Here is a 23,172-nt window from a genome sequence, read left to right on the forward strand (position 1 = left end):
ACGCCGGCGACCACGTCCCCGCGAGACCGCACATGCACACCCCGCACGTTCGATCGAGGAGGCTCGGATGACCGCCACACCGAAATTCGCCCACGTCGTGTTCCAGACCAGCAACCCCAGCGCCATGCGGGACTGGTACTGCGCCGTTCTCGACGGGCATGTGGTGTTCCAGAACGACAGCCTGTGCTTCATCACCTACGACGAGGAGCACCACCGCGTCGCACTGCTCACTCCCCCGGTTCCGCTGGAGCGCAAGAAGCCCACGACGGCCTCGGCCCACCATGTCGCGTACACCTTCGACCACCTCGACTCCCTGCTCGCCCGCTACGAACTGCTGCGCGACAAGGGCGTGGTGCCGGCGGTGTGCATCGCCCACGGGGTCACTACCTCCATGTACTACCAGGACCCCGACGGCGGTTTCGTGGAGATGCAGATCGACAACTTCGCCGACCCGGACGAGGCCACCGGCTACATGGAGGGACCGGAGTACGGCGCCGACGCCGTCGGTCCCGCCTTCGACCCGGAGGCCATGCTGGCGGCGCGCCGTTCCGGAGCGGCGGTGGACGAACTGATCCACCGGTCCTGGGCCCTGCGGAGCCCCATGCCCGACCCGATGCTGGTCCTCACGGGGACCGCCTGAGCACGATGCCCGTATCCACCGCCGAGGGGAACCCTTGAACCCGTCCAGCCTCCACGCCGACTGCTTCATGTGCGGCCTGGAACAGAGCGAGGAAACCGCCGTCGTCTTCCAGGACCCCCTGTGGTCGGGGGAGCTGGTGCCCGGCTACGACGTGCCCGGCTGGTTCGTCCTGCGGGCCCGGCGGCACGCCGAGCGCATCACCGGGCTGGACGACGCCGAGCTGGCGTCCTTCGGCCGACGGGCGCGCGACCTCGTCGCGGCGGTCACCGAGGTGACCGGTGCGCCGGCGACGTACTTGATGGTCTTCGGTGAGAACCATCCGCACTTCCACGCGCTCGTCACCGCCCGTGACGAACAGGTCCCCGCGGACCGCCGCAGCGGCGACATCCTCCGCCTACGGACGGAACGCGCGGACCCCGAGGCCGCCGCCCGCCTGGTACCGGCGGTACGCCGCGCCTACGAACGGCTCGCGGGCAGCGACGCGTATCCGCTCCCGGCCTGATCATCCAAGGGAGCCTTGGCAGGCCGGGAACGCGCGAACCGGACCGGGCCGTTCGCCCGGTCCGGTGACCGCACGTAAGGCCCGACTGACCGGTTTGGGCAATTCATTCATCATAACGGTCGATTTGCCCGATTGATCAGCCAGGCCGGACACTGCATTCATGACCACAGCACTTCAGGACCGCTACGACATCTCCGCCCTGATGACCGGCTGGATCCACCGTGACCTGGGCGAATGGGACCGGCTGCGCGATCTGTTCCACCCGGATGCCCGGATCGAGATCACCTGGTTCGAGGGCCTCGCCACCGATTTCGTGGACGCGTCCGCGCAGATGGGTACGTCCGACTTCCGTACAAAACACCTCATCACCGCGCCGAGCATCACGTTCTCCTCGGACGCGCGCCGCGCCGTCGCCGAGACGAACGCGGTCATCATCGGCGAGAACGTCCGTCTGGGGCTCGGCTGCAACGGACACAACCGGTTCATCGACCGTCTGGAGCGCCGCGACGGCGAGTGGCGGATCGCGGACCGCAAGAGCGTGTACGACTTCGCGACCTTCACCTTCCCGCTCGGCATCGTGGACATCGATCAGCAGGCCGTCGCCCGCCACCCCCGTGAATACGCCGCCCTGGCGTACCTGCTCGACGCCAGCGGATTTCCTGTGGGACGCACCTTCGCCACCAAGAACAGCGAGCTGGAGAAGGAGATCAAGCAGTCGGCACTCGACTGGCTCCACGACCAGCGCCGGGACTGAAAGAACTGGGAACCGCGGCGGAGGAGTGCTCGGGCCCTCCCCGCCGCGCCGCCGCCCGGTGTCAGCCGCTGACGCTGGGCAGGCCGTTCTCCAGGTGGCCGACGAACCGCTGCGACCAGGTGGTGTCCGAGGAGACGGTGACGGTGTGGTCGTACCAGCCGGAACCGTAGGTCTGCACCGAGAAGTCGTCCGTGACGGTCCTGCCGGCCGGCACGGTGTACGTCCAGGGCCCGCCGGTGCGGTACGCGTTCGCCTTGATGGTGAACGTCACGGCGGCGGCGCTGTTGTTGGTCAGGGTGAAACGGAGCTTGACGGCCCCGGAGACGGTGACGGCGGACGCGGCCACGAGGAGGTCCTTGCCGGGCCGGGTGGCGTTGCCCTTGAAGCGGCGCATGAACCGGTTGGGGCCGAGCACGGTGAGGTCGTACACGCCGTCGCCGTAGCCGGGCCCGCAATTGTAGAAGTCGGTGGCGCTGCCGCCGGCGGCGACGGTGTACGGCCAGGGACCTCCCGCGCGCTGCGTCCCGTTGGTGTGGACGGCGAAGTGGCAGGCCGCGCTGCCGCCGTTGGCCGTCCTGATGTTGGCCTGGACGGACGTGCCGGAGGTGGTGAACGCGGTCAGGTCGGCCGCGGGCTGGTAGGGCAGGGGCCGCGCCTTACGGGTGCCCGCTTCCTGGGTGGGCGGTTTGTTGTCGACCGGCGTGGGGTTGGGCAGCCCGGCGCACTGGCCCATGTCCACCGTGGTTCCGGTGGCCGGCAGGGCGGGCAGGCCGTAGACCGGGCTGGTGAAGTCGAACATGCTGGTGAGATCGCCGCACACCGCGCGCCGCCAGGCGCTGATGTTGGGGCAGGTGGCCGGCTTGCCGATCGCGGCCGTCCACTTCTCCAGGAACCGCAGCACCGATGTGTGGTCGCTGGTCTGGGAGTTGACGTAACCGCCGCGGCTCCAGGGGGATATCGCGATCAGGGGCACGCGGAAGCCGAGGCCGATGCTCGTCCCGCCGATGAACTCGTCGGCGGTGCCGGTCGGCGGGGTGGGCGGCGGTACGTGGTCGAAGTAGCCGTCGTTCTCGTCGTAGTTGAGGAAGAGGATCGTGGAGTTGAAGACGTCCGGGTCGGCGTTGAGGGCGTTGATGACCTGGTGCACGAAGTGCGCCCCGTTGGCCGGTGTGGCCATGGGGTGCTCGGAGTAGTTCTGGTCGGGCACGATCCACGACACCTGCGGCAGTGTGCCCGCCCGTACGTCGGCGGCGATCGCGTCACAGATGTCGGCGGCCACATCGCCGGGCTCGGTGGTGCCCCGGGGAACCGTGGACATGCCCTTGCGCCGCAGGGGGCTACTGGCCGGTGCCGAGGTGAACTGCGCGAAGTACGCGAGCCCGTTGTCGCCGTAGTTGTCGGTCGACTGGTAGACCTTCCAGCTGACCGCGGCCTTCTCCAGCGCCTCCGCGTACGTCTCCCAGGTCAGCCCGGACTCGCTGCCGCCGTCCTTGGACGACTCGCTGATCTTCCCGCTCCACAGGTAGGTGCGGTTGGGGCCGGTCGCGCTCATCCCGGAGGCGTGGTAGGCGTCGCAGACCGTCCAGGTGTCGGCCAGGGCATAGTGGAAGGGGATGTCCTCGCGGGTCAGGTAGCCCAGGGAGCGCAGCCCCTTGGCCGCGACCCAGGAGTCCATCTTCCCGTGGTTCCAGGCCGCGTGCTGGCTGGCCCAGTCGTGGGCGAGGTCCCCGCTGCACTGGGCCAGCCGCTCGGGGTCGGCGCCGCCGGACGCCTGCGTCGCGCTGAGCTGCCACGGGTAGTGGCGGCCGGTGCCGTTCGGCTGGTCGAAGACGCCGTGGCCGCCCGCGAGTTCGACGGTGCTGCGGTCGGAGAAGCCCCGTACGCCCTTCAGGAGCCCGAAGTAGTGGTCGAAGCTGCGGTTCTCCTGCATGAGGATCACGATGTGTTTCGCATCCTTGAGCGTCCCGGTCGCGGCCGTCTTCCCGGCCGGGGCCTTCCGGGGCTCGGCGGCGGACGCCCGGACCGCCTGGGGGCCGCTCACTCCGGCCGCTGCCGCCGCCGTCGCCGCGGTGAGAGCGATGAAGTCACGTCGATTTGGCTTGCGCATGACACTCCTGAAGGTTGACACGGCGGTTGGCTACAGACCCGGGCCCTGGTAGGCGCCCCGGTTGGGCTTGGTGGCCGTCGGGACTGCGTTGCCCCAGTAGTCACGGCCGCCGTTGTCGGTGATGACCGCGCCGTTGCCGAGGGCGGGCGAGGTGGACTTCAGCCGGTAGCCGTCCACCTCGTGGATCGAGCTGCCGCCGGTTCCGGGAGCGACGAACTTCGGGTCGCCGGCGATGCCGTTGGCGGTGGGCCGGGGCACGCCCTGGAAGACGTTCCAGTACCACTGGATCCCGGTCTTGGCGGGCAGCCGGGAGTCGGCCGTACCGACGAAGATGTTGTTCTCGACCACGCTTTCGTCGGGGAGCGTGACGTCGAACTTCTTGTCCGTGCAGTAGAGGACGTTGTTGTACAGGTGCAGCGCCGACCGGCCCGCGCTGTTGCTGCTCATCCGGCAGTCGTTCTCGGAAATGTTGTAGCGGATGACCTGCTTGGCCCCGCCGATCGTGCCGCAGCCGTCGCAGTCGAGGAAGAAGCCGCCGATGTTGTCACGGCTGTAGTTGTACTGGATCGTGCAGTAGCCGGTGTTCCCCCAGTCGCAGTCGAACGCCTGACTGTCGGCGACGGACATCCTGGTGGTGTCGTACACCGCGTTCTTCTGGATGGTCGGATTGTGGTCGCCGAGCACCCAGATCCCGGCGAAGTTGCCGCCGGAGAACGGGTATGCGCCGTTGCCGACGCCGGACGCGTCGTTGTACTGGATCATCGGCGCGTCGGCGTAGCTGACGATGATGCCGTCCCCGCCGACGTCCTTGACGGTGTTGTGCTCCACGAGAACACCGCCGCCCTTGGTGGCCATGGAGCCGGTACGGATCTTCAGGCCGCCGCCGCCCGAGTTGCTCACAGTGTTGTGGTGCACATGCACGTCGTTGAGCGTGGAGTTCGCCCCGGTGGCACCCGTGACGACGCTTCCCGACTGGACGTAGTCCTCGGTGAGGGAGCCGGTCTTGTCGGTCTGCCCGGCCACCCGGTCGATGACGAGGTTGCCGATGTCGAACCCGGTGTGGGCCTTGCCGTCGGTGGCGGAGACGCGGAGGCCGGTGCGCCGGGCGAGGGAGCCGGCCGGGTTGGTGATCTTCAGGTAACCGATCGTCCAGTGGTCCTGGTTGGTCAGCGAGACGGTGTCCGCGGCCCCGTCGCCGTTCAGGACGGGCAGTGCGCCCGAGCCGTAGCGGGTGAGCGTGATGGGCAGGCTCGCGGTGCCGCTGCCCTTGGGCGCCAGCGCACCCTTGCAGGTGGTGCCGGAGGCGAAGGCGAGCGTGTCACCCGCGCCGTACGTCTTCGCGTTGGCCTGGGCGACGCTGTTGAAGGGGCTGGCCTCGGTGCCGGTCCCCGCGGTGGACCGCGAGCAGTCGACGTAGGTGGTGGAACCGGCCGCCATCGCCGACTGGTTCGGCAGAACAACGGTGCCGATGAGGGCGACGGACGCGGCGAAGAGCACACGACTGGCTCTGCTGCTCATGCGAGAACCTCCTGGGGTGGGTGGCCCGAAATTAGAGGTCTCGATTGATCAGGTCAATAGATTCGTTCAAGACAACCGCTCATTGATCGAATGATCGATCTAAGGAACAAGCGAGAGCGGTTACGCTCACACGGCCCTGCATCCCGTGGCCCGGCCGGCCGGAGGGCCGGATCAGAGACGCCGGACCCTCGCGAGGGACAGGGCGTCCACAACTTCCCGTACGACGCGCTCGGCGTCCTCGGGGTTGTTCACGACATCGGTCCGGTTCATGTCGATCACCAGGACGTCGCTGGCGGAGTAGTGCTCGCGTACCCAGTCGTCGTAGCCGGACCAGAGCGTCCGGTAGTACTCCACGAGGCCCTCGTCCTGCTCGAAATCGCGCCCCCGCAGCCCGATGCGGTGCAGCACCGTCTCGAAGTCCGCACGGAGGTACACCATGAGATCCGGCGCCTTGCGGTACGGGAGGCCGTCGATCTCGCGCATCATCTCGGTGAGCAGTCCCTCGTACACCCGCATCTCCAGGGAGCTGATCCTGCCGAGGTCGTGGTTGACCTTGGCGAAGTACCAGTCCTCGTAGATCGACCGGTCGAGGACGTTGTCGTCCTGCAGGTACGCCTCCTTGATCGCAGCGAATCGCGTCTGCAGGAAGTAGAGCTGGAGGAGGAAGGGGTAGCGCTTCGCCGCTATCTCCTCGGGGCCGGCGGTGTAGAAGAGCGGCAGGATCGGATTGTCCTCCACGCTCTCGTAGAAGACCTTGCTCCCCAGCTCCTTGGCGATCAGTTCGGCCACACTCGTCTTGCCGATCCCGATCATCCCGCCGACGCAGATCACTGCCCTACCTCACTTCGTTCCCGGGCAACGTCAGAAGGCGCGATGCCAGAGACGCGGCACTCACACCACATGGACCCGTCACCGCGACTTCTCGGAGAGGTCGCAGCGGGAATCGCCGCCGATCCTGGCGCTCTGCTCGCGGGACGGTCGGAGGGATCATATCGGCGGTCACCGGCAACCGGAGAGGCGGTGGGGCCGGGGCGTCAGTCGGTGGGCGGGGCGGCGGCGTATTCCTCGTCGGTGACGGGAGTCAGCCAGTGCACGACGTCGTGGTCCGCGTCGCCCTCGTTGATGGCGAGGTGGACCATGAGCCGGTCGGGTGCGGCGCCGTGCCAGTGCTCCTCGCCGGCCTCGAACAGGACGCGGTCGCCCGGCCGGATGACCTCCACCGGGCCGCCGCGCCGCTGGCACAGGCCGACGCCTTCGGTGACGAAGACGGTCTGGCCGAGCGGGTGGCGGTGCCAGTGGGTACGGGCGCCGGGCATGAAGTGCACCAGGTTGGCGGTGACCCGGGACGGTTCGGGGGCCGCGGCGACGGCGTCGATGTAGACGTCGCCGGTGAACCAGTCGGCGGGGCCCTTGGCGGTGGCGATCGAACTGCGGGTGATCTGCATGGTCGCTCCTTGTGCGGTGAGACGGTTCAGGGCTTCAGGAGGGTCTTGATGGCGCGGCGCTCGTCCATCGCCTTGTAGCCCTCGGCGACCTGGTCCAGCGGGAGGGTGAGGTCGAAGACCTTGCCCGGGTCGATCGCGCCGGTCAGGACGCGGTCGATCAGATCGGGCAGGTAGCGGCGTACGGGGGCGGGGCCGCCGCGCAGGCCGACGTGGGAGAAGAACAGTTCCTGGCCGTCGAGCGCGACCTCGTGCGGGACGCCGACGAAACCGACGTTCCCGCCGGGCCGGGCGGAGTGCAGGGCCTGGCTCATGGCCTGGGCGGTGCCCACGCACTCCAGAACCGAGTCGGCGCCGATTCCGTTCGTCAGGTCCTTGATCCGGGCCACGCCCTCCTCGCCGCGCTCGGTGACGATGTCGGTCGCGCCGAACGCGCGGGCCAGCTTCTGGCGGGACTCGTGCCGCGACATGGCGATGATCCGCTCGGCGCCCATCTCCTTGGCGGCGATCACCGCGCACAGGCCCACCGCGCCGTCGCCGACGACCACGGCCGTCGAGCCGGGCCGCACCTCGGCGGCGTCGGCGGCCCACCAGCCGGTGCCCATGACGTCGGAGACGGCGAGCAGGCCCGGCCAGAACTTCTCGTCCGGTATGCCGTCGGTGGCGACCAGCGTGCCCTGGGCGTTGGGGATGCGCACGTATTCGGCCTGGCAGGTGGACATGAACTCGCGGTTCAGGCAGCTCGACTGGAAGCCGTTCCGGCAGTTCGCGCAGACGTTGTCCGAAGTGGCGAACGAGCCGACGACGAACTGGCCGGGCTCGACCGCGGTCACCTCGGAGCCGACCTCCTCCACGAAGCCCACGTATTCGTGGCCCATCGGGTGGGCCTGCTCGGTCGGCTCCGCGCCGCGGTAGGGCCACAGGTCCGAGCCGCAGACGCAGGTGACCGCCGTACGGATGACGGCGTCGGTCGGCTTGAGGACCCTGGCGTCGTCCACGGTCTCGAAGCGGATGTCGCCGGGGGCATGGATCACTGCTCCACGCATGAGAATGACTCCTTACGTACGGTGGCGGCCGGCACACGAACGGTGTGCCACCGGGGCCGGGCGCTGTGCCCGCCCCGGTCCGAGGGGGCGGTGAGCGCCACGTCATCCAGGTAACCGCCATCTCGCGCGGGTAGCGAGTTACCGATGAAGGGTGTACCGGCAGTACATCCCTTCCGCCCCGCGCGGGCCGTACCGTCGAAGGCATGGACAACCGTGAAGAGGTCCGCGAATTCCTGACCTCGCGGCGCGCGAAGATCAGCCCCGAGCGGGCGGGCCTGCCCGCCGGCTCTCGCCGGCGGGTCCCCGGGCTGCGGCGCAGCGAGGTCGCCGCCCTGGCCGATGTGAGCGTGGAGTACTACTCGAAACTCGAACGCGGCCAGCTCGCGGGCGTCTCCCCGCCCGTCCTGGAAGCCGTCGCCCGCGCGCTCCAGCTGGACGACGCCGAGCGCGCGCACCTGCTGAACCTGGCCCGGGCCGCCGACGGCTCCGACGTCCTGACCCGCCCCAAGCGCCGACGCGCCAAGGGCCAGTGGACGCCGCACCGCAGCCTCCAGTGGATGCTGGACGCCGTCACCGCGGGTCCCGCGCTCGTCCGCAACGGCCGCATGGACGTCCTGGCCGCCAACCCGCTCGCCCGGGCGTTCTACGCCGACCTCCACGCGGACCCCGGCAACCAGGCCAACCTCGCCCGCTTCCAGTTCCTCGACCCGGCCGCCCGGCGCTTCTACCCCGACTGGGAGCGCTTCGCCGACATGTGCGTGCCGATACTGCGGACCGAGGCCGGCCGCAATCCCCACGACAAGGACCTGCACGACCTGGTGGGCGAGCTGTCCACCCGCAGCGAGGAATTCCGCACCCGCTGGGGCGCCCACAACGTCCGCCACCACGGAACCGGCACCAAGCGCTTCCACCACCAAGCCGTCGGAGAGCTCACCCTCGCCTTCGAGGACCTGGAAATGACCGCCGAACCCGGCCTCACCGTCACCGTCTACACCGCGGAGCCCGGCTCTCCCTCGGAGGAAGGACTACGCCTCCTCGCCTCCTGGGCGGCCACGCGCGAGGCCCACCAGGCACCGCAGCACTCTCCGTGACCGCCGGCTTCAACCAGCCCACCGAGAGGGTCCTCGCCGACCTCGGGCACCGCGGTGTCCTGCGCGCCCCCCGAGTGCCGGGGCCGCCCCTGGCAGGGTGGCCCCGGCCCCTGCGTCAGGCAGCGCGAGTGAGCGGCTGCGGTTCACCGCCTTGCAGTTGCGCGGTCAGGACGGTGCGCGCCCGCGCCACCCGGGAGCGGACGGTGCCGACCGGGCATCCCGTGAGACGGGCGGCCTCGGCGTAGGAGAGCCCGAGCATCTGCGTGAGGACGAACGCCTGGCGGCGTTCGCGGGGAAGTGCCGCCAGGAGTTGTCGGACGACGACTCCGTCCTCGAATCCGGGCAGTCCGGTCGGCTGAGCGCGCTCGACGGTCGCGCCCCAGTCGTCGGTGTCGGAGAGCAGCGGGCGTGCCGCGGCCCGGCGGAAGTCGTCGACGACGGCGCGGCGGGCGATGGTCAGGAGCCAGGTGCGGGCCGAGGAGCGGCCTTCGAAGCGGTGCAGCGTGCGCAGCGCTCGCAGGAACGTGTCCTGTGCGAGGTCCTCGGCCGACTGCGGGTCGGCGGACAGGTGGGCGACGTACCGCACGACATCGCGGTGCAGGCACCGGATGAAGGCGTCGGCGGCCTCGCGGTCCCCGCTTCGGGCTGCCAGCGCCCAGGCGGTCGCGACGGCGTCCTCGGCCGTTCTGTCGCGGGGGACGGAGGCGCGCCGCGGCGCGCGTGGGATGGGCAGGGTGGTGTTCATCGCCAGGGATGTCCTTCACGGAGAGGTCCGGCGCCGGGCGTCCGGTCCGCGCGCACGCCGCGGCCAAGGCGCGCGGCGGCGCGGACGGGACAGTCCGGGTTCCGGTGAATGGGGCACCCGGGCCCTGCGGGGCCGGGTGTGCCGGAGGACTTCCGCCGCATGCGGGTACGGCTGGGCACCGGTCGGCGACCGGTCGCAAGCCTGCTTTCACGTCCTCCGGATCGCCTGCCGCGTCCTCACGACGCGGCGGCCACCCCCGGCGGGCCCCGCCGGTCCCGGGCTCGTGCGCACCGCAGTCCACGGGTCGGCCGGTCGCTCAGGCCCCGACGGGGTCGCAGGCGGCGGCGCGGGGCGGGCAGCGGTGCCGTACGCGGGAGTTGGAGCGGAGCCAGCAGCCGGGCCGCGAAGGCGCGCAGGACCTGGAAGGCGGCGCGCTCGCCCCGGGCCAGCCAGATCCCACAGACGAACGCGGCCACGAAGTGCGCGGCGAGCATGCCCGTAGAGGACATTCCGGCCATGTCGTGGCTCGCGTGCGCCATCGGGCCAGAGTTCAGCGCCGCCATGGCGGAGGCATGCTCCATGCCTGCCATGTGATCCATACCGGCCATGTGGTGCATGCCTGCCATCGCATCGCCCAGGGGCGCGTGACGCATGCCCGTCATTCGGCCCATGCCGCTCGTGGCCGCGGCCGAAGCTCCGTCCCCGGCTGTGCCCGGTGCGGACTGCGCGGCTGCAAAGGCGCTGTGCAACACGCCCTGCGTCACGACGGCTACGGCGGTGACGAGCCAGGGCCCGCGCTCGCATGCGGCGAACCACCAGCCCGGAACCGCGAGCACGAGGAAACCCGTGGCCAGCACCCAGAAGGGGAGCGGCGTTTCGGACATCAGGACGTGCCCGGTCGCGGCAAGGGCGACGGAGACGACGGCGAACATCGCCGCCCTCACCGCACGCCCGACCGGTCCGGCCTCCATGGCGCCTCATCCTCCCATCGCGGAGGGCTGCACGACATGGGAGGGTATCCGGCTTGCCGCCCATACCCGACAAGTGATCGCCGGGGCGGGGTTTCGGCATATGCCGTGCAGGCGGGTCGTGGTGCGGACATGGCGCTACGGGCGGAAGGGACGGTTCTGCTCGGCCCCGGGCCGCACCACGGCCGCGTCGACCCTCAAGGGCTTCCCGTGGGAAGTGGAGGGTTAACGACACCACTTAACCCCCGGCCACGGTGTCCGCGAGCCGCTGGGCGCGGGCCTTCCCCGCCTGGGCCTCGGTGACGAGCGCCGTGATGCGGGCCAGTTGGGTGTCGGCGCCGATCGCCGTCGCGCGTACGGCCAGCAGTCCGCCGACGTTGACCGAGCCCCCTGTGACAGCGGAGCCCGCCTCGACCTCGACGGGCCGCGTCTCACCGGTCACGAGGGAGAGATCCACGGCGGACGTGCCCGCCACGACCTCCCCGTCGGTCGCGACGCGTTCCCCCGGCCTCACGAGGAAGTTCTCTCCGGCGACCAGGCTCGCGGCCGGAACGGTCCGTTCGGTCTCCCCGTCCCGCACCGTCACTTCCCTCACGCCGAGTTGGGCGAGGGCCCGCAGGGCGGCCGAGGTGCCTCGCCGGGCCCGGGCCTCCAAGTGACGGCCGAGGAGCACGAAGAGCGCGTACGCGGACCAGCCGAAGGAGGCGAGGACGCCGAGCGAGATGAGCGTGTCCATCGTGGCCGTACCGTGCCGCAGCCCGCGCCACGCCCGTTCGTGGAAGGGCCACGCGCCCCAGGCCGCGACGGGGGCGGCGAGGAGCGCGGTCACCACGAGCCGTTGCGTAGGCGCGGGTCCGGTCTCCCCGCTCGCCCCCTCCTCGGGCGAGGAGGGCGGCGCAGGGAGGCGACCAGCAGATCCGTCGTGGCGAGGGTGCGCGGCGCGGCTTCCCGGCCCATCAGTGGGCCATCCCGCTCATGCCGCCCATGTCGTGCGAACCCGGCTCGTCGGGATGCGTGACGCCGCGCATGTCCGGGGCGACGGGTCCGGCGAGACGGCCGGCCCCGTACGACACGGCGAAGAGCGCGGAGAGCAGGAGGACGAAGCCTCCGAGCAGCGCGTACGGGGCAGGAGACGGACGCCGTTGGGTGCGGGGCGTCACCGAGTGGTCCATGGGGCAGGCTCCGGGCGAGAGTGCGAGTCGTACGCACCAGTGGTCGGCCGCCCGGGGACGCGAGTTCCCCATCCCCCGGGTGGCGTGCGTCACGCATCAGACATTCGCCCGACGTCTCACACCATGACGGCGAACATCACCGCCATGCCCAGCGCCATCAGCCCGTGACAGCCCAGGTCCCACGCGGCCCGGACCGCACCGCCCGAGCCCGCGTCGCCCGGAGCACGCGGCGCCGGACGGCCCGTGTCGAAGCCCCTCGCGAGCCAAACCAGCGCGAGCGCGAGCAGAAGCAGTGCGAGCAGACCCGCGCCCCAGCGATCGCCGGTGCCGCTGAGCGTCATCGTCGCGAGCGCTCCGGGCGCGGCCATGTCCATCCCCGGCATGTCGTGTGCCTGGCCGCCACCCATCGCACCCATGGACATGCCCGACGCCATCGCGGCGGCCATCCATGCCATCGCGCCGGTCATCAGGGCGTGCGGCAGCGCGCCCGCGAGAGCCCGTCCCCGCGGCTCGGGGCCGACGGGAAGAGCGAGGGCGGCCACCACGAACCAGGCCGCCGCGGCCGAGAAGAAGATCACCTGCGGGGTGGCGGGCAGGTCCAGGCCCCAGGACCAGGCCATCGCGAACATCGCGAGGGCCATCACCGCGTGCAGTCCGTGCGCCAGCCGTACGGCCCACGGATGGGAGCGGGCCGTGAAGGCACGCCAAAGACCGTGGACGGCAAGTCCGCAGAAGAGCAGCGTCAGAATCCAGCGCAGCCCGTTGGCGGCGATCATCGGGCCATCTCCTTCGGCTTCTCGGATCGCGCTTCCGGGTGTGTACGCCCGCGTCGGCGCACTTCGGCGACTGCCAGGTCCGCGAGCAGGAAGCAGACCAGGGGCAGCCCGAACAGCGGCAGGTAGTACGCGAGGACGGCGGTCACGACGACGAGCGGGGCCATGGCCCTCCCCGGCACCCGCCGCCAGGCCCCCCGGACCGGCGGACGTCCGAGCCGTGTCCCGCCTCCCCGGGTGGGCCTACGGAGCCACCACATGCGGTAGCCCCAGAAGAGCATGCCGATGAGCGCGAGGGCGATGGCCGCGAGGGCGATCTGGTTGGCGAGGCCGAAGAGCAGGCCCATGTGGGCGTCGATGCCCCAGCGGGTGAGTTTGGCGAGGACGGGGAAGTCGTCGAAGACCACCTTGTCCGTGACCTTGCCGGTGGCGGGGTCGATGGCCACCGAGTCCTGCTGCTCCGGCCAGTGCCGCGTGTTCTCCTTGACGACGTACCCGCTCCTGCTGTCGGCGGGTGGAGTGATGACGAGCTTGCCGCGCAGACCTTCGGCACGGGCGATGCGGACGGCCTCGTCCAGGTCGGTCTGGACGGCGGAAGTGCCGGGCGCGGGCTGCTTCGACGCCGCCCCGCCCAGGGTCGAGGAGACGGACGGCGTCGCCCCGCCCAGCGCGTCCTGGATCGTGCCGATGTTCACGCCCGCGTGCGCGGACCACGTCAGTCCGGTTGCCGAGAGGGCGAGGAAACCGGCCGACACCCACAAGCCCACGGCCCCGTGCCAGGACAGCGTGCGCTTGCGCCCCTGCACGCCCCGGCGCGGTACGAACAGCCGACGCATCCTCTCCCGCCCGCGCGGCGCCCCGAGCCACAGGGCGAGCCCGCCCAGCACCTCGACCCACAACCAACTCGCTGCGATCTCGCTGTAGTTGCGGCCGAACTCCCCGAGATGCAGCGTGCGGTGCAGGCTGTCGAACCACGCCCGTACGGGCAGCCACTCGCCGAACGTACGCAGCGAGCCGCGCACCTCCGCCGTGTAGGGATCGACGAAAGCGGTCTGCGTGTATCCCTCGGGCAGCCCCTTCACGTCGAAGGTGACGCGCGTGGTGTCCTCGTCGCCCGCTCCCTTGGTGACGGAGACGAGCCGCCCGCCGGGTGTCGCCTCGCGGGCCGAGTCCACCTGGGCGGCCAGCGGCTTCGGTTCGCCGTGCGGGGTGACCTTCAGTTCGTGGTGGTAGACGACGGACTCGATCTGCGGCGTCGCCGTGTAGAGCAGTCCGGTCACGGCGGCGACGAGCAGGAACGGACCGATGAGGACGCCCGCGTAGAAGTGCAGGCGCAGAAGGAGGGGCCGCAGCCCGCTCCACATGCCTCCACCGCTCCTCGTCGTCGGCGTGGCGAAGTCCTCGGTGGCGGCGGCCTCCTCGGTCGTGTGTGGTCGGAGCGGTGGTGGCGCGGCAGGCGTGGTCTCGGTCATCGGCTGCTCCTCGTGCGTGGACCGGTGGGGACGGTGACGTGCACGTAGAGGAGTCGGAGCGAATGGCGCGCGAGTTCCCACCACCAGGGTGAGACCTACGTCACATGCGATGGAGGTCCGCAGCCCCCCGCGACGGTCCTTCCGCGATGCGCAGCAGATACGTGTCCATGATCCAGCCGTGCCGCTCGCGTGCCTCGGCGCGGACCCGTCGGATGCGGTCGGAGACTTCACGGATCGGCCCGGCAACGAGGAGTTCGTCCGGGGTGCCGAGGTAGGCGCCCCAGTAGATCCATACGCTGTCGCCCGCGACCTGGGTGAACGACTCGTGGGCGTCGAGCATGACGACGATGTCGCCGTCGTCGTTCTGGCCGACGTCGGCGAGACGGCGGGCCGGGGTGATGTGCACCGGGCGTCCCACCTGGTTGAGCGGGATGCGGTGACGGGCGGTCAGGGCGGCGACGCTCGTGATTCCGGGGATGACCTCGACGCTCACGGAGAGCGCGCCGCGGTCCTCGATGTCCCCGAGGATGCCGAGCGTGCTGTCGTACAGGGACGGGTCGCCCCAGACGAGGAAGGCCCCCGTCTCGCCGGCCGTCATCTCGTCGCGCATCGCCCGCTCGAAGATCTCGCCGCGCCGCTCACGCCAGTCCTGGACGGCCGCCGTGTAATCGGAACGGTCCATCGGGCGCCGGTCGCGGCTGGGGTCCTCGACCTCCACCACGCGGTACGGGCCCCGCGCGTGCTCCTCGATCATCCGGTGGCGCAGGTCGGTCAGCGACGCCTTGTCGGGGCCCTTGCCGACGATGAAGAAGACGTCGGCGCGGCGGATCGCCTTCACGGCCTGAAGGGTCAGATGGTCGGGGTTGCCGGCCCCGATGCCGATGACGAGGATCGCGCGCTGTTCCGTGCTCATGCGGACAGTCTTCCAGGGGCCTCTCCTCGGCCGGCGCCGGGACGCCCGGCTCGCGTCCGACCCGGTGTCCGGGTGCGCCCGGTCATTACGTACGATCACCAGGTCAAAGCCGCGGCAGGAGCCAGGAAGCCGGTGCGAATCCGGCACGGTCCCGCCACTGTGACCGCGCACGTCCCCACGGGTGTCCGCGGAAGTCAGGTCACTGACCTGCCGCGGGCCCGATCCGAGGAGCGCGGACTCCGCAGGAGGCTTCCCATGCACGACGGTCACAGCCGTCCCCTTTTCTCGTTCTCCCCGTCGCCCGTGGTGTCCGCGATTTCACGTCGGCGCGGTCCGGCGCGCCTCGCCGCGGCCGTCACAGCGCTGTCGGCGATCCTGCTGACGGCCGGCTGCGGCTCGTCCGGCACCACCGACGACTCCCCGAAGGCGAGTGCCTCGGCGGCGAAGGGCTTCCCCGTCACCATCGACAACTGCGGGGTCAGGACGACGTACACCGAACCGCCGTCCCGCGCGGTGACCATCCACCAGCACCCGGCCGAACTGATGCTCTCGCTGGGGCTGAAGGACCGTATGGCCGGTACGTCGTACCCCGACTCGGCGGTGCTGCCCGCTCTGCGCAAGGACTTCGCGTCGATCCCGCAGTTGTCGAAGGAGGCGCCGTCGTTCGAGAAGGTCCTCGACACCGATCCCGACTTCGTCTACGGCGGGTACGCCAGCGCGTTCGCGGAGAAGGAGGGGCGCTCGCGCAAGGCGTTCCGGGACGCGGGCATCGACACCTACCTCAACCGGGAGAACTGCGCCGGGAAGGAGGGGGTGACGATGGAGGACACGTACGCCGAGATACGCACGATCGGCAAGATCTTCGGCGTCCCCGACCGCGCGTCGGCTCTCGTCTCCGAGCTGCGCACCCGCGTGGACAAGGCGAGCGCGGCCGTGAAGGGCGCGCGTGATGTCTCCGTGTTCGTCTACGACAGCGGCGACAAGTCCGCCTTCACGGCCGGGGGCAAGGGCCTGGGCAACGAACTGATCGAGCTGGCGGGCGGCAGGAACGTCTTCTCCGACCTGGACGACGTGTTCGGCGACGCCTCATGGGAACAGGTCGTCGACCGCAAGCCGGAAGTCATCGCCATCTACGACTACGCGGGCACCACCGTCGCGCAGAAGAAGAAGTTCCTGCTCTCCCAGCCCGCCCTCGCCGACGTGCCCGCGATCAGGAACAAGCGCTTCGTGGTCCTGCCGCTGACCGACACCCTCGTCGGCGTCCGCTCGGCGGACGCCGTGGGCGACCTGGCGCGCGGGCTGCACCCGGACAGCTTCGAGTGACGGCGCTCGCCACGGACGCCGGGCACACCACCGCGGTCGAGCCGCGCCGCCGGGCCGCGTTCGCCGTCGTCCTGGTCGGGCTCACCGTGCTGCTGGCCGCCTGCATGACCGCGGGGCTCGCCCTCGGCTCGGTGCGGGTGCCGCCCGCCCAGGTGTGGCACATCGTGACGCACGCGCTCGGCGCCGACTGGACGGAGCCCACCTGGACCCGGGCGCGGGAGACGATCGTGCTCGACGTGCGGGGCCCCCGCGTCCTGCTCGGCGCGGTCACCGGCGCGGGCCTCGCCGTCGTCGGTACGGCGCTCCAGGCGCTGGTGCGCAACCCCCTCGCCGAGCCGTACCTCCTCGGCGCGTCCTCCGGCGCCTCGCTCGGCGCGGTCTCGGTGATCGTGTTCGGGTCGAGCCTCTTCGGGACGGTGTCCCTGTCGGCGGCCGCGTTCGCGGGGGCACTGGGCGCGCTCGTCCTCGTCTACGCGGCCGCCCGCACCGGTGGCCGCATCACCTCGATGCGACTCGTCCTGGCAGGGGTCGCCGTGGCGTCGGTGCTCAACGCGCTGCTGAACCTGCTCCTCCTGACGACGGACAACGGCAACGAGGCGCGCACGGTCCTCGCCTGGACCATGGGCGGTCTCGGCGGTGTGTCCTGGGGGTCGCTCTGGCTGCCGGGTCTGGCGCTGCTCCTCGGCATCGCGGTCCTCATGGTGCAGGCCCCGAATCTGAACCTGCTGCTGGCCGGGGAGGAGGCCGCCGCCACCATGGGCCTGGACGTCGCGCGGTTCCGGGCCCGGATGTTCGTGCTCGTGTCGCTGGTCACCGGTGTGCTGGTCGCCGCGGCCGGACCGATCGGCTTCGTGGGCCTGATGCTCCCGCACATCGTGCGGCTGCTCGTCGGCGGCGACCACCGGCGCGTGCTGCCGACCGCCGCGCTGGGCGGTGCGTCCTTCCTGGTCCTCTCGGACATCGTGGCGCGGACCGTGACGGCGCCGGAGGAGATCCCGGTCGGCGTGCTCACCGCCCTGTGCGGCGGGCCGTTCTTCCTGTGGCTGATGCGGCACGACGCGCGCAAGAAGGCAGGAGGCACGGCATGACGGCGGCCGAACTGCACGTCGAGGGCGTCACGCTCACGGCCGGTGCCCGGCGGCTGGTCCACGACGTCACGCTCACGGCCCGTCCGGGCGAGACGGTCGGCCTCGTCGGCCCGAACGGCAGTGGCAAATCCAGTCTGTTGCGCTCCGTCTACCGGGTCCTGCGCCCGGAAGCCGGAACCGTCCGCGTCGACGGTGCCGACGCCTGGTCCCTGTCCCCGCGCCGGCTCGCGCGCACGCTGGCGGCGGTGGTGCAGGACGCCCCGTCCGGCCTGGAGCTGAGTGTGCGGGAAGTCGTCGCGATGGGGCGGACCCCGCACAAGCGGCTCCTGTCCGGTGACACGACCGAGGACGCCGCGACGATCGAGACGGCACTCGCCTCGGTCGACGCCGTCCCCTTGGCCGACCGCCCCTTCGACCGTCTCTCCGGCGGCGAGCGCCAGCGGGTGCTGATCGCCCGCGCCCTGGCCCAGGAGCCGTCGCTGCTCGTCCTGGACGAACCGACCAACCACCTGGACATCCGGCACCAGTTGGAGGTCCTGGCCGTGCTGCGCCGACTGCCCGCGACGGTTCTCGTCGCCCTGCACGACCTCAACCTGGCAGCGCACTACTGCGATCGCCTGTACGTGCTGCGCGACGGCGGTGTCGTCGCGTCCGGACCACCGCACCAGGTGCTCACTCCGCGCCTGCTGGCGGAGGTCTACGAGGTGGCCGCCGAGGTGGCGGTGCACCCCCGCACGGGCCGTCCCCAGGTGACGTTCCTGCCGGCGGACGGGCCGTTGCCCGGCGCGGCGGGGTGACCGGCACCGGACCCGGTCACCGGGCCAGGCAGCAGTCCCCGCACTTCGAGCCGTTGGGTGCCCGGTAGTACAGGCAGCAGCTGCGGCGGCGGAAGGTGAGCCCGGGGCCGGTGATGCGGCCGGTCCCGGGCAGCCGTCCCGTCTCCAGGAGTTCGCGCGTCAGCTCGGTGAGCGGAGCCCGCAGACCGGGCCGGACCCTCAGCAGCTGTGCCGCCGAGCCGACCAGCGCGGAGGCGGAGTTCCCGGCGAGGAGCCGCGGCGCCATCTTGACGGGCAGGTGGCTCTCCAGACGCTGAAGGACACCGTCGGCCTGGGCGGCCACGGCGTCCGCCAGTGGCGACGCCGCTCGCGGGGCGCGGCTGCCGCGCGGCCCGGCGAGCCGGAGGGCCGAGCCGTCGCCGCCCCATTCCGCGGTGGCCATCACGGGCACGATGCCGTGGACCAGCGCGCAGGCCAGGACCGGCGACCACAGCCGTGCCGCAAGCCCGAGATGGGCGATGGAGACGCCGATACGGGCTTCGCCGGTCCCGTAGCGTTCGTTGACGGTCCTGGCCCGCGCCGCGAACCCCTCCCCCGTGAGACGCGCCCCGCCGCGCGCGGGGCCCGGGGCCGTGTCAAGGGCGAAGAAACCTCCCAGCCGTGCCACGTCGCGCAGCGCCTCCACGACCTCGTCCACCGGTACGTCGCCCGCCGCGGTCATCAGGCGGCCCGGGCAGCGGTGGCGGGGAGCGGGGTCAGCGACGCGTACTCCAGCGGTGCGGAGGGATCGATGGACACGTCGAGCGGCGCCGGTTCGGCGCCGGAGCGGACCAGCAGGTCGCCGACGGCGGCGATCATGGCTCCGTTGTCCGTGCACAGCGTCATCGACGGCACCCGAAGTTCGATGCCGGCCGCGGCACATCGCTGCTCCGCCAGCGCCCGCACCCGGGAGTTCGCGGCCACACCGCCGACCACGATCAGCGTGCGCACGTCGTGATCGCGGCACGCGCGCAGCGCCTTGCGTGTGAGGACGTCGGCAACAGCCTCCTGGAGCGCGGCCGCGCCGTCGGCGATCAAAAGCTCTTCGCCGCGCAAGCGGTGCTGCTCCACCCAGCGGGCGGCGGCGGTCTTGAGGCCGGAGAAGGAGAACGCGTACGGGTCGTCACCTCCCTTGGTCAGCGGCCGGGGGAAGGCGATCGCGTCCGGATTGCCCGTCCTCGCGGCCCCGTCGATGGCAGGCCCGCCCGGATAGGGCAGGCCGAGGATGCGGGCGACCTTGTCGAAGCACTCTCCGGCGGCGTCGTCGAGGGTGTCGCCCAGGTGCAGGATCGGTTCGCGCACCAGATCCCGGACCAGAAGCAGGGACGTGTGGCCGCCGGAGACGATCAGGACGACGCAGGGTTCGGGCAGGGGGCCGTGCTCCAGGGTGTCCGCGGCGACATGCCCGGCCAGGTGGTGCACGCCGTACAGCGGAACGCCGGCGGTGTAGGCAAGGGTCTTGGCCCCGGCCAGGCCGACCTGCAAGGCGCCCGAGAGGCCGGGCCCGGTGGTGACGGCGACCGCATCGAGCTGCCCGAGCCGAATCCCGGCCTGCGAAAGGGCCTCTCGTACAACCGGGACGAACGCCTGGAGGTGGGCACGGGAGGCGATCTCGGGCACGACCCCGCCGAAGCGGGCGTGCTCGTCCATGCTCGACGCCACGACGTGGGCCAGCAGTCTTCCGTCCTGCACGATGCCCGCGCCGGTCTCGTCGCACGACGACTCGATCCCCAGCACCATCGGTGCGCTCACTCCAGGCTCCTTTTGCACATATACAGTAGTTGCAATATACGGGCAATAAGGCGATAGCCGCCCCCGCCATACGGCACACCTTTCGGTATGCCGGTGTCGGCCGCGACCCGCCCCGGGTCACAGCCGACACTCACGCTGCCTGGCGAACTCCGGTCTCACCAGGAGGACTTGGTGACCCCCGGCAGGAAACCGGCGTGCGCCTGCCGGCGCAGGTTGACCCGTGACAGACCGAACTTCCGCAGGTGTCCTCGCGGACGCCCGTCCACGCTGTCCCGGTTGCGCACCCGGGTGGCGCTCGCGTCGCGCGGCTGGCGCCGCAGCTCCTCCGAAGCGGCCTGCCGCTCGGCGTCGGTGGAGGACGGCCGGCGGATGACCTCCTTCAGCTCCGCACGGCGGGCCGCGTACCTCGCGACGATCACCTTGCGCTTCTCGTTCTGCGCGATCTTGCTCTTCTTGGCCATCAGACCTTCCCTCCTCGGGCGCGGATACGGACGACGGCGGCTTCGATACCGATGCTGTCGATGGTCTTGATCGCCTTCGCGCTGAGCGTCAGCCGGACGAACCGCCCCTCGCTCGGCAGCCAGTAGCGCTTGCGCTGGATGTTGGGGTCGAAACGGCGCGAGGTGCGCCGGTGCGAGTGGGAGATGGAGTTGCCGAAGCCCGGCTGGGTGCCGGTCAGTTGGCAGTGAGCGGACAAGGTTCTGCTTCCTCTCGTCGATGGTCCCTTTTGATAATGGAAACCATTTGCATATAGTACCCCCCATGGCACGCAACGAGGTCCGCCCGATCATCAAGCTCCGCTCCACCGCGGGAACCGGCTACACGTACGTCACCCGCAAGAACCGCCGCAACGATCCCGACCGACTGGTCCTGCGCAAGTTCGACCCCGTCGCCCGACGCCACGTCGACTTCCGCGAGGAACGCTGATTCGTCACCGCCGTCGGCCACCCCTTCCGAACTCAGCACCGAGGAAAGCCCCATGAAGCCCGCAATCCACCCCTCCTACGGCCCCGTCGTCTTCCGTGACCGCGCCGCGAACCACGCGTTCCTCACCCGCTCCACCATGACCAGCGAGAAGACCATCGACTGGGAGGACGGCAACACCTACCCGGTGGTCGACGTCGAGATCTCCAACGTCAGCCACCCCTTCTACACGGGCACCGCCCGCGTCCTGGACACGGCCGGACGGGTCGAGCGCTTCGAGCGCCGTTACGGTCGACACGGGGCCAAGTGATGTCGGCGGAAGCCCGGTTGCCCATGGTCATCGTCGGCGGGCTCCACTCCGAGGCGCGCCGGCAGGTCGTGGAACACCTGCTGCGCTCGGTCCCCGGCAGCGTCGTCCTGCACCACGACCTGTCCACGGCCGCCGCACACGGCACCGTCCTGCGTCACGTACGCGACGCATCGGGCGAGCGGTCCCGGCATGAGGTTCCCCTGGTCAACGACTGCGCCTGCTGCGCCCTTCGCGAGGACTTGGTGCCCGAGCTGCGACGGCTCGCCGACGCCGGTCCGACGCGGCTGGCCGTCGTCGAACTGTGGGACTCCGTCGAACCGAGGAGCATGGCCGAGGTCGTCTTCCACCACGGTGGCGATGCGATCCGGCTCACCAACGTGATCACGGCGGTGGACCCGGCGCTCGTACTCCCTTCCCTCGCCAACGGCGACGATCTGGCCGAAGCGGGCCTCGCAGCCGCTGCGCGTGACCAGCGCACCGTCGGTGACACCTGGGCCAGGCAGTTGGAGTACGCCCCCGTCCTCGCCCTTGCGGAGAGTCCCGACGCCGACGACGAGGACCACGCGATCCTCACCCAGCTCCACCCCACCGCCCGCCGGGTACGGGCGGACTCCCCCGAACTGGCGGTGCTGGCCTTCGACGGCTTCGACATCGAGGCCGCCGCGGCGGCCCAGCACCCGGCCTGCGCCCTCCTCCCGCAGGAGGCCGAGGAAGCGGGCGTGACCACCTTCGTGTGGCGCCGCCACCGGCCGTTCCATCCCGAGCGCCTCTACCAGGCGCTGGAAGACCTCTGCTGCGCCGCCGCCCGCAGCCGCGGACGGTTCTGGCTCGCCGACCGCCCCGACACCCTGCTCTCCTGGGACGCGGCGGGCGGAGCCCTGTGTGTCGAGAGCGCCGGCCCCTGGCTCGCCGCACTGCCGGACGCCGCCTGGGAGTTGGAGCCGCCCGTCCGCCGAGCGGCCGCAGCCCTCGACTGGCACCCGGAGCACGGTGACCGCTGCCAGCACCTCGTCTTCACCTCGCCCGGCCTCGACCACCACGGGCTCGAGCAGGTCCTCGAATCCTGCCTGCTCACCGATGCCGAGTACACCGCGGGTCCAGCGGCATGGAAGCACCTCCCGGCCCCCTTCGACGCCCTGCTCGACCCCGCCGCGTAATGCGGCCCGCCCGCCCTTACCGAAGGAGTACCCATGCCTCCCCGCCAAGGCCCCCGTAAGCCGCCGAAGCCCCGCCCCAACCCGCTCGACGCCGCCGGGATCACCTACATCGACTACAAGGACACCGATCTGCTGCGGAAGTTCATTTCCGACCGCGGCAAGATTCGCAGCCGCCGCGTCACCCGCGTCACCGCCCAGCAGCAGCGGCAGATCACCACGGCGATCAAGAACGCCCGGGAAATGGCACTGCTGCCCTACTCCAGCCGATAAGCAGATCGCCTGCGAGCAAAAGTCGGCAGCACCTTGATGCACCCCCGGTTGACCGGGGGTGCATCTTGTTGAAAATGATTACCGTATCCAGTAGATTCGCCACGTCCATGCGGGTCGGCAAGTACCGGACCACCGCCGCATGGAGGGGGCGAGTGCGCCCAGGGGGCTGCCGAGTGACGGGCCGAGCGGAGCTGGGGAAGCTTCCCGCCCATGCCGCCCCTCCCCGGCAACGAGCGCGATCAGCGAATGAGGGGCGATGACATCGAATAGGCGTTATGTGCACATAGTGGGGGTGCTCGCTCTGTCCTTGACCGGGGTGGTCTCCCTGGGCACGGCATCCGGTGCGGGCGCAACGGCCACCGCCGCTCCTGCGGCCTACACGGCGGGAGT

General features: G+C 70.9%; 26 protein-coding genes, 1 pseudogene and 1 riboswitch. Of the genes and pseudogenes, 11 read left to right on the top strand and 16 right to left on the bottom strand.

The features are described from left to right. Positions 1–67 precede the first annotated feature (67 nt). The 3 genes from NEH16_RS02155 (at position 68) to NEH16_RS02165 (ending at position 1,896) form a co-directional block, all read left to right on the top strand. Positions 68–640 carry a VOC family protein gene (locus NEH16_RS02155; RefSeq protein WP_073967177.1) on the top strand — a complete coding sequence of 191 codons (573 nt, stop codon included), beginning with the start codon at positions 68–70 and terminating at the stop codon, positions 638–640. A 34-nt stretch (positions 641–674) separates the two neighbouring features. After that, entirely contained in the window at positions 675–1,142 is a 468-nt protein-coding gene (locus NEH16_RS02160; protein WP_265538746.1) for a hypothetical protein, read from the top strand. Between the two features lie 160 nt (positions 1,143–1,302). Next, a complete protein-coding gene (locus NEH16_RS02165) occupies positions 1,303–1,896 on the top strand; it encodes a nuclear transport factor 2 family protein (RefSeq protein WP_265538748.1) in 594 nt (197 codons plus the stop codon). A 61-nt stretch (positions 1,897–1,957) separates the two neighbouring features. Here the strand turns inward: NEH16_RS02165 and NEH16_RS02170 are convergent, their stop codons facing one another. The 5 genes from NEH16_RS02170 to NEH16_RS02190 all read right to left on the bottom strand — a co-directional run bounded on the left by NEH16_RS02170 (position 1,958) and on the right by NEH16_RS02190 (position 8,009). Beyond that, entirely contained in the window at positions 1,958–4,003 is a 2,046-nt protein-coding gene (locus NEH16_RS02170) for a phosphocholine-specific phospholipase C (protein ID WP_265538750.1), read from the bottom strand. Positions 4,004–4,033: 30 nt separating this feature from the next. Further along, positions 4,034–5,500 carry a right-handed parallel beta-helix repeat-containing protein gene (locus NEH16_RS02175; protein WP_308286049.1) on the bottom strand — a complete coding sequence of 489 codons (1,467 nt, stop codon included), beginning with the start codon at positions 5,498–5,500 and terminating at the stop codon, positions 4,034–4,036. 192 nt (positions 5,501–5,692) lie between these two features. Further along, a complete protein-coding gene (locus NEH16_RS02180) occupies positions 5,693–6,352 on the bottom strand; it encodes a deoxynucleoside kinase (RefSeq protein WP_242442150.1) in 660 nt (219 codons plus the stop codon). 203 nt (positions 6,353–6,555) lie between these two features. Further along, positions 6,556–6,966, bottom strand: coding sequence for a (R)-mandelonitrile lyase (locus NEH16_RS02185; RefSeq protein ID WP_265538754.1), 411 nt, complete (start codon positions 6,964–6,966; stop codon positions 6,556–6,558). A 26-nt stretch (positions 6,967–6,992) separates the two neighbouring features. Beyond that, on the bottom strand, positions 6,993–8,009 hold the full coding sequence (locus tag NEH16_RS02190) for a zinc-dependent alcohol dehydrogenase family protein (protein ID WP_265538756.1): 1,017 nt from the start codon (positions 8,007–8,009) through the stop codon (positions 6,993–6,995). A 203-nt stretch (positions 8,010–8,212) separates the two neighbouring features. On the opposite strand from NEH16_RS02190, the gene NEH16_RS02195 reads away from it, so the two are divergent. Further along, the gene (locus tag NEH16_RS02195; protein ID WP_265538758.1) at positions 8,213–9,100 is read left to right on the top strand and encodes a helix-turn-helix transcriptional regulator; all 888 of its coding nucleotides are present in this window, start codon (positions 8,213–8,215) and stop codon (positions 9,098–9,100) included. A gap of 115 nt (positions 9,101–9,215) precedes the next feature. Here the strand turns inward: NEH16_RS02195 and NEH16_RS02200 are convergent, their stop codons facing one another. The 7 genes and pseudogenes from NEH16_RS02200 to cobF all read right to left on the bottom strand — a co-directional run bounded on the left by NEH16_RS02200 (position 9,216) and on the right by cobF (position 15,143). Further along, on the bottom strand, positions 9,216–9,845 hold the full coding sequence (locus NEH16_RS02200; RefSeq protein ID WP_265538760.1) for a sigma-70 family RNA polymerase sigma factor: 630 nt from the start codon (positions 9,843–9,845) through the stop codon (positions 9,216–9,218). 236 nt (positions 9,846–10,081) lie between these two features. Next, positions 10,082–10,816, bottom strand: a complete 735-nt coding sequence (locus tag NEH16_RS02205) for a hypothetical protein (RefSeq protein ID WP_265538762.1) — start codon at positions 10,814–10,816, stop codon at positions 10,082–10,084. Between the two features lie 241 nt (positions 10,817–11,057). Then, positions 11,058–11,732 (bottom strand): annotated as a pseudogene (locus NEH16_RS02210) (heavy metal translocating P-type ATPase); the annotation flags it as partial. Between the two features lie 37 nt (positions 11,733–11,769). Further along, positions 11,770–11,985, bottom strand: a complete 216-nt coding sequence (locus NEH16_RS02215) for a hypothetical protein (protein ID WP_265538763.1) — start codon at positions 11,983–11,985, stop codon at positions 11,770–11,772. 116 nt (positions 11,986–12,101) lie between these two features. Next, complete coding sequence (locus NEH16_RS02220; protein ID WP_265538765.1) at positions 12,102–12,761, bottom strand: DUF5134 domain-containing protein; 660 nt, start codon at positions 12,759–12,761, stop codon at positions 12,102–12,104. After that, positions 12,758–14,230 carry a PepSY-associated TM helix domain-containing protein gene (locus tag NEH16_RS02225; RefSeq protein ID WP_265538767.1) on the bottom strand — a complete coding sequence of 491 codons (1,473 nt, stop codon included), beginning with the start codon at positions 14,228–14,230 and terminating at the stop codon, positions 12,758–12,760. Before NEH16_RS02225 ends, NEH16_RS02220 begins: the two co-directional genes overlap by 4 nt. A 100-nt stretch (positions 14,231–14,330) precedes the next feature. Then, a complete protein-coding gene (gene cobF, locus NEH16_RS02230; RefSeq protein WP_265538769.1) occupies positions 14,331–15,143 on the bottom strand; it encodes a precorrin-6A synthase (deacetylating) in 813 nt (270 codons plus the stop codon). Positions 15,144–15,226: 83 nt separating this feature from the next. After that, positions 15,227–15,368, top strand: a riboswitch (cobalamin riboswitch). A 30-nt stretch (positions 15,369–15,398) separates the two neighbouring features. Here cobF and NEH16_RS02235 point away from each other — a divergent pair. From NEH16_RS02235 to NEH16_RS02245, 3 genes are read left to right on the top strand one after another with little or no spacing between them, the layout of a single operon-like run. Further along, positions 15,399–16,466 carry an ABC transporter substrate-binding protein gene (locus NEH16_RS02235; protein ID WP_265538771.1) on the top strand — a complete coding sequence of 356 codons (1,068 nt, stop codon included), beginning with the start codon at positions 15,399–15,401 and terminating at the stop codon, positions 16,464–16,466. Next, positions 16,463–17,554: a FecCD family ABC transporter permease gene (locus NEH16_RS02240; protein ID WP_265538773.1), complete on the top strand. Its 1,092-nt coding sequence runs from the start codon at positions 16,463–16,465 to the stop codon at positions 17,552–17,554. Before NEH16_RS02235 ends, NEH16_RS02240 begins: the two co-directional genes overlap by 4 nt. Continuing rightward, positions 17,551–18,351 carry an ABC transporter ATP-binding protein gene (locus NEH16_RS02245; protein ID WP_265538775.1) on the top strand — a complete coding sequence of 267 codons (801 nt, stop codon included), beginning with the start codon at positions 17,551–17,553 and terminating at the stop codon, positions 18,349–18,351. The genes NEH16_RS02240 and NEH16_RS02245 overlap by 4 nt, the downstream gene beginning before the upstream one ends. 16 nt (positions 18,352–18,367) lie before the next feature. Here NEH16_RS02245 and NEH16_RS02250 read toward each other — a convergent pair whose 3' ends face one another. The 4 genes from NEH16_RS02250 to rpmB all read right to left on the bottom strand — a co-directional run bounded on the left by NEH16_RS02250 (position 18,368) and on the right by rpmB (position 20,818). Next, the gene (locus tag NEH16_RS02250) at positions 18,368–19,051 is read right to left on the bottom strand and encodes a (2Fe-2S)-binding protein (protein ID WP_265538777.1); all 684 of its coding nucleotides are present in this window, start codon (positions 19,049–19,051) and stop codon (positions 18,368–18,370) included. Beyond that, a complete protein-coding gene (gene tsaD, locus NEH16_RS02255; RefSeq protein ID WP_265547033.1) occupies positions 19,051–20,109 on the bottom strand; it encodes a tRNA (adenosine(37)-N6)-threonylcarbamoyltransferase complex transferase subunit TsaD in 1,059 nt (352 codons plus the stop codon). The genes NEH16_RS02250 and tsaD overlap by 1 nt, the downstream gene beginning before the upstream one ends. A gap of 167 nt (positions 20,110–20,276) precedes the next feature. Continuing rightward, the gene (gene rpsN / locus NEH16_RS02260) at positions 20,277–20,582 is read right to left on the bottom strand and encodes a 30S ribosomal protein S14 (protein ID WP_265538779.1); all 306 of its coding nucleotides are present in this window, start codon (positions 20,580–20,582) and stop codon (positions 20,277–20,279) included. Beyond that, complete coding sequence (rpmB, locus tag NEH16_RS02265) at positions 20,582–20,818, bottom strand: 50S ribosomal protein L28 (RefSeq protein WP_265538782.1); 237 nt, start codon at positions 20,816–20,818, stop codon at positions 20,582–20,584. Before rpmB ends, rpsN begins: the two co-directional genes overlap by 1 nt. 65 nt (positions 20,819–20,883) lie before the next feature. Between rpmB and rpmG the strand changes: the two genes are divergently transcribed. The 4 genes from rpmG to rpsR are packed head-to-tail and all read left to right on the top strand — an operon-like array spanning position 20,884 to position 22,782. After that, positions 20,884–21,048: a 50S ribosomal protein L33 gene (rpmG, locus tag NEH16_RS02270; protein WP_265538784.1), complete on the top strand. Its 165-nt coding sequence runs from the start codon at positions 20,884–20,886 to the stop codon at positions 21,046–21,048. Positions 21,049–21,100: 52 nt separating this feature from the next. Beyond that, positions 21,101–21,355: a type B 50S ribosomal protein L31 gene (locus NEH16_RS02275; protein ID WP_265538786.1), complete on the top strand. Its 255-nt coding sequence runs from the start codon at positions 21,101–21,103 to the stop codon at positions 21,353–21,355. Beyond that, the gene (locus tag NEH16_RS02280; RefSeq protein WP_265538789.1) at positions 21,355–22,512 is read left to right on the top strand and encodes a CobW family GTP-binding protein; all 1,158 of its coding nucleotides are present in this window, start codon (positions 21,355–21,357) and stop codon (positions 22,510–22,512) included. Before NEH16_RS02275 ends, NEH16_RS02280 begins: the two co-directional genes overlap by 1 nt. A 33-nt stretch (positions 22,513–22,545) precedes the next feature. Continuing rightward, the gene (rpsR, locus tag NEH16_RS02285) at positions 22,546–22,782 is read left to right on the top strand and encodes a 30S ribosomal protein S18 (RefSeq protein ID WP_265538791.1); all 237 of its coding nucleotides are present in this window, start codon (positions 22,546–22,548) and stop codon (positions 22,780–22,782) included. The last annotated feature ends 390 nt before the right edge of the window (positions 22,783–23,172 follow it).

The sequence above is a fragment of the Streptomyces drozdowiczii genome, assembly GCF_026167665.1.
GTDB lineage: Bacteria > Actinomycetota > Actinomycetes > Streptomycetales > Streptomycetaceae > Streptomyces > Streptomyces drozdowiczii_A.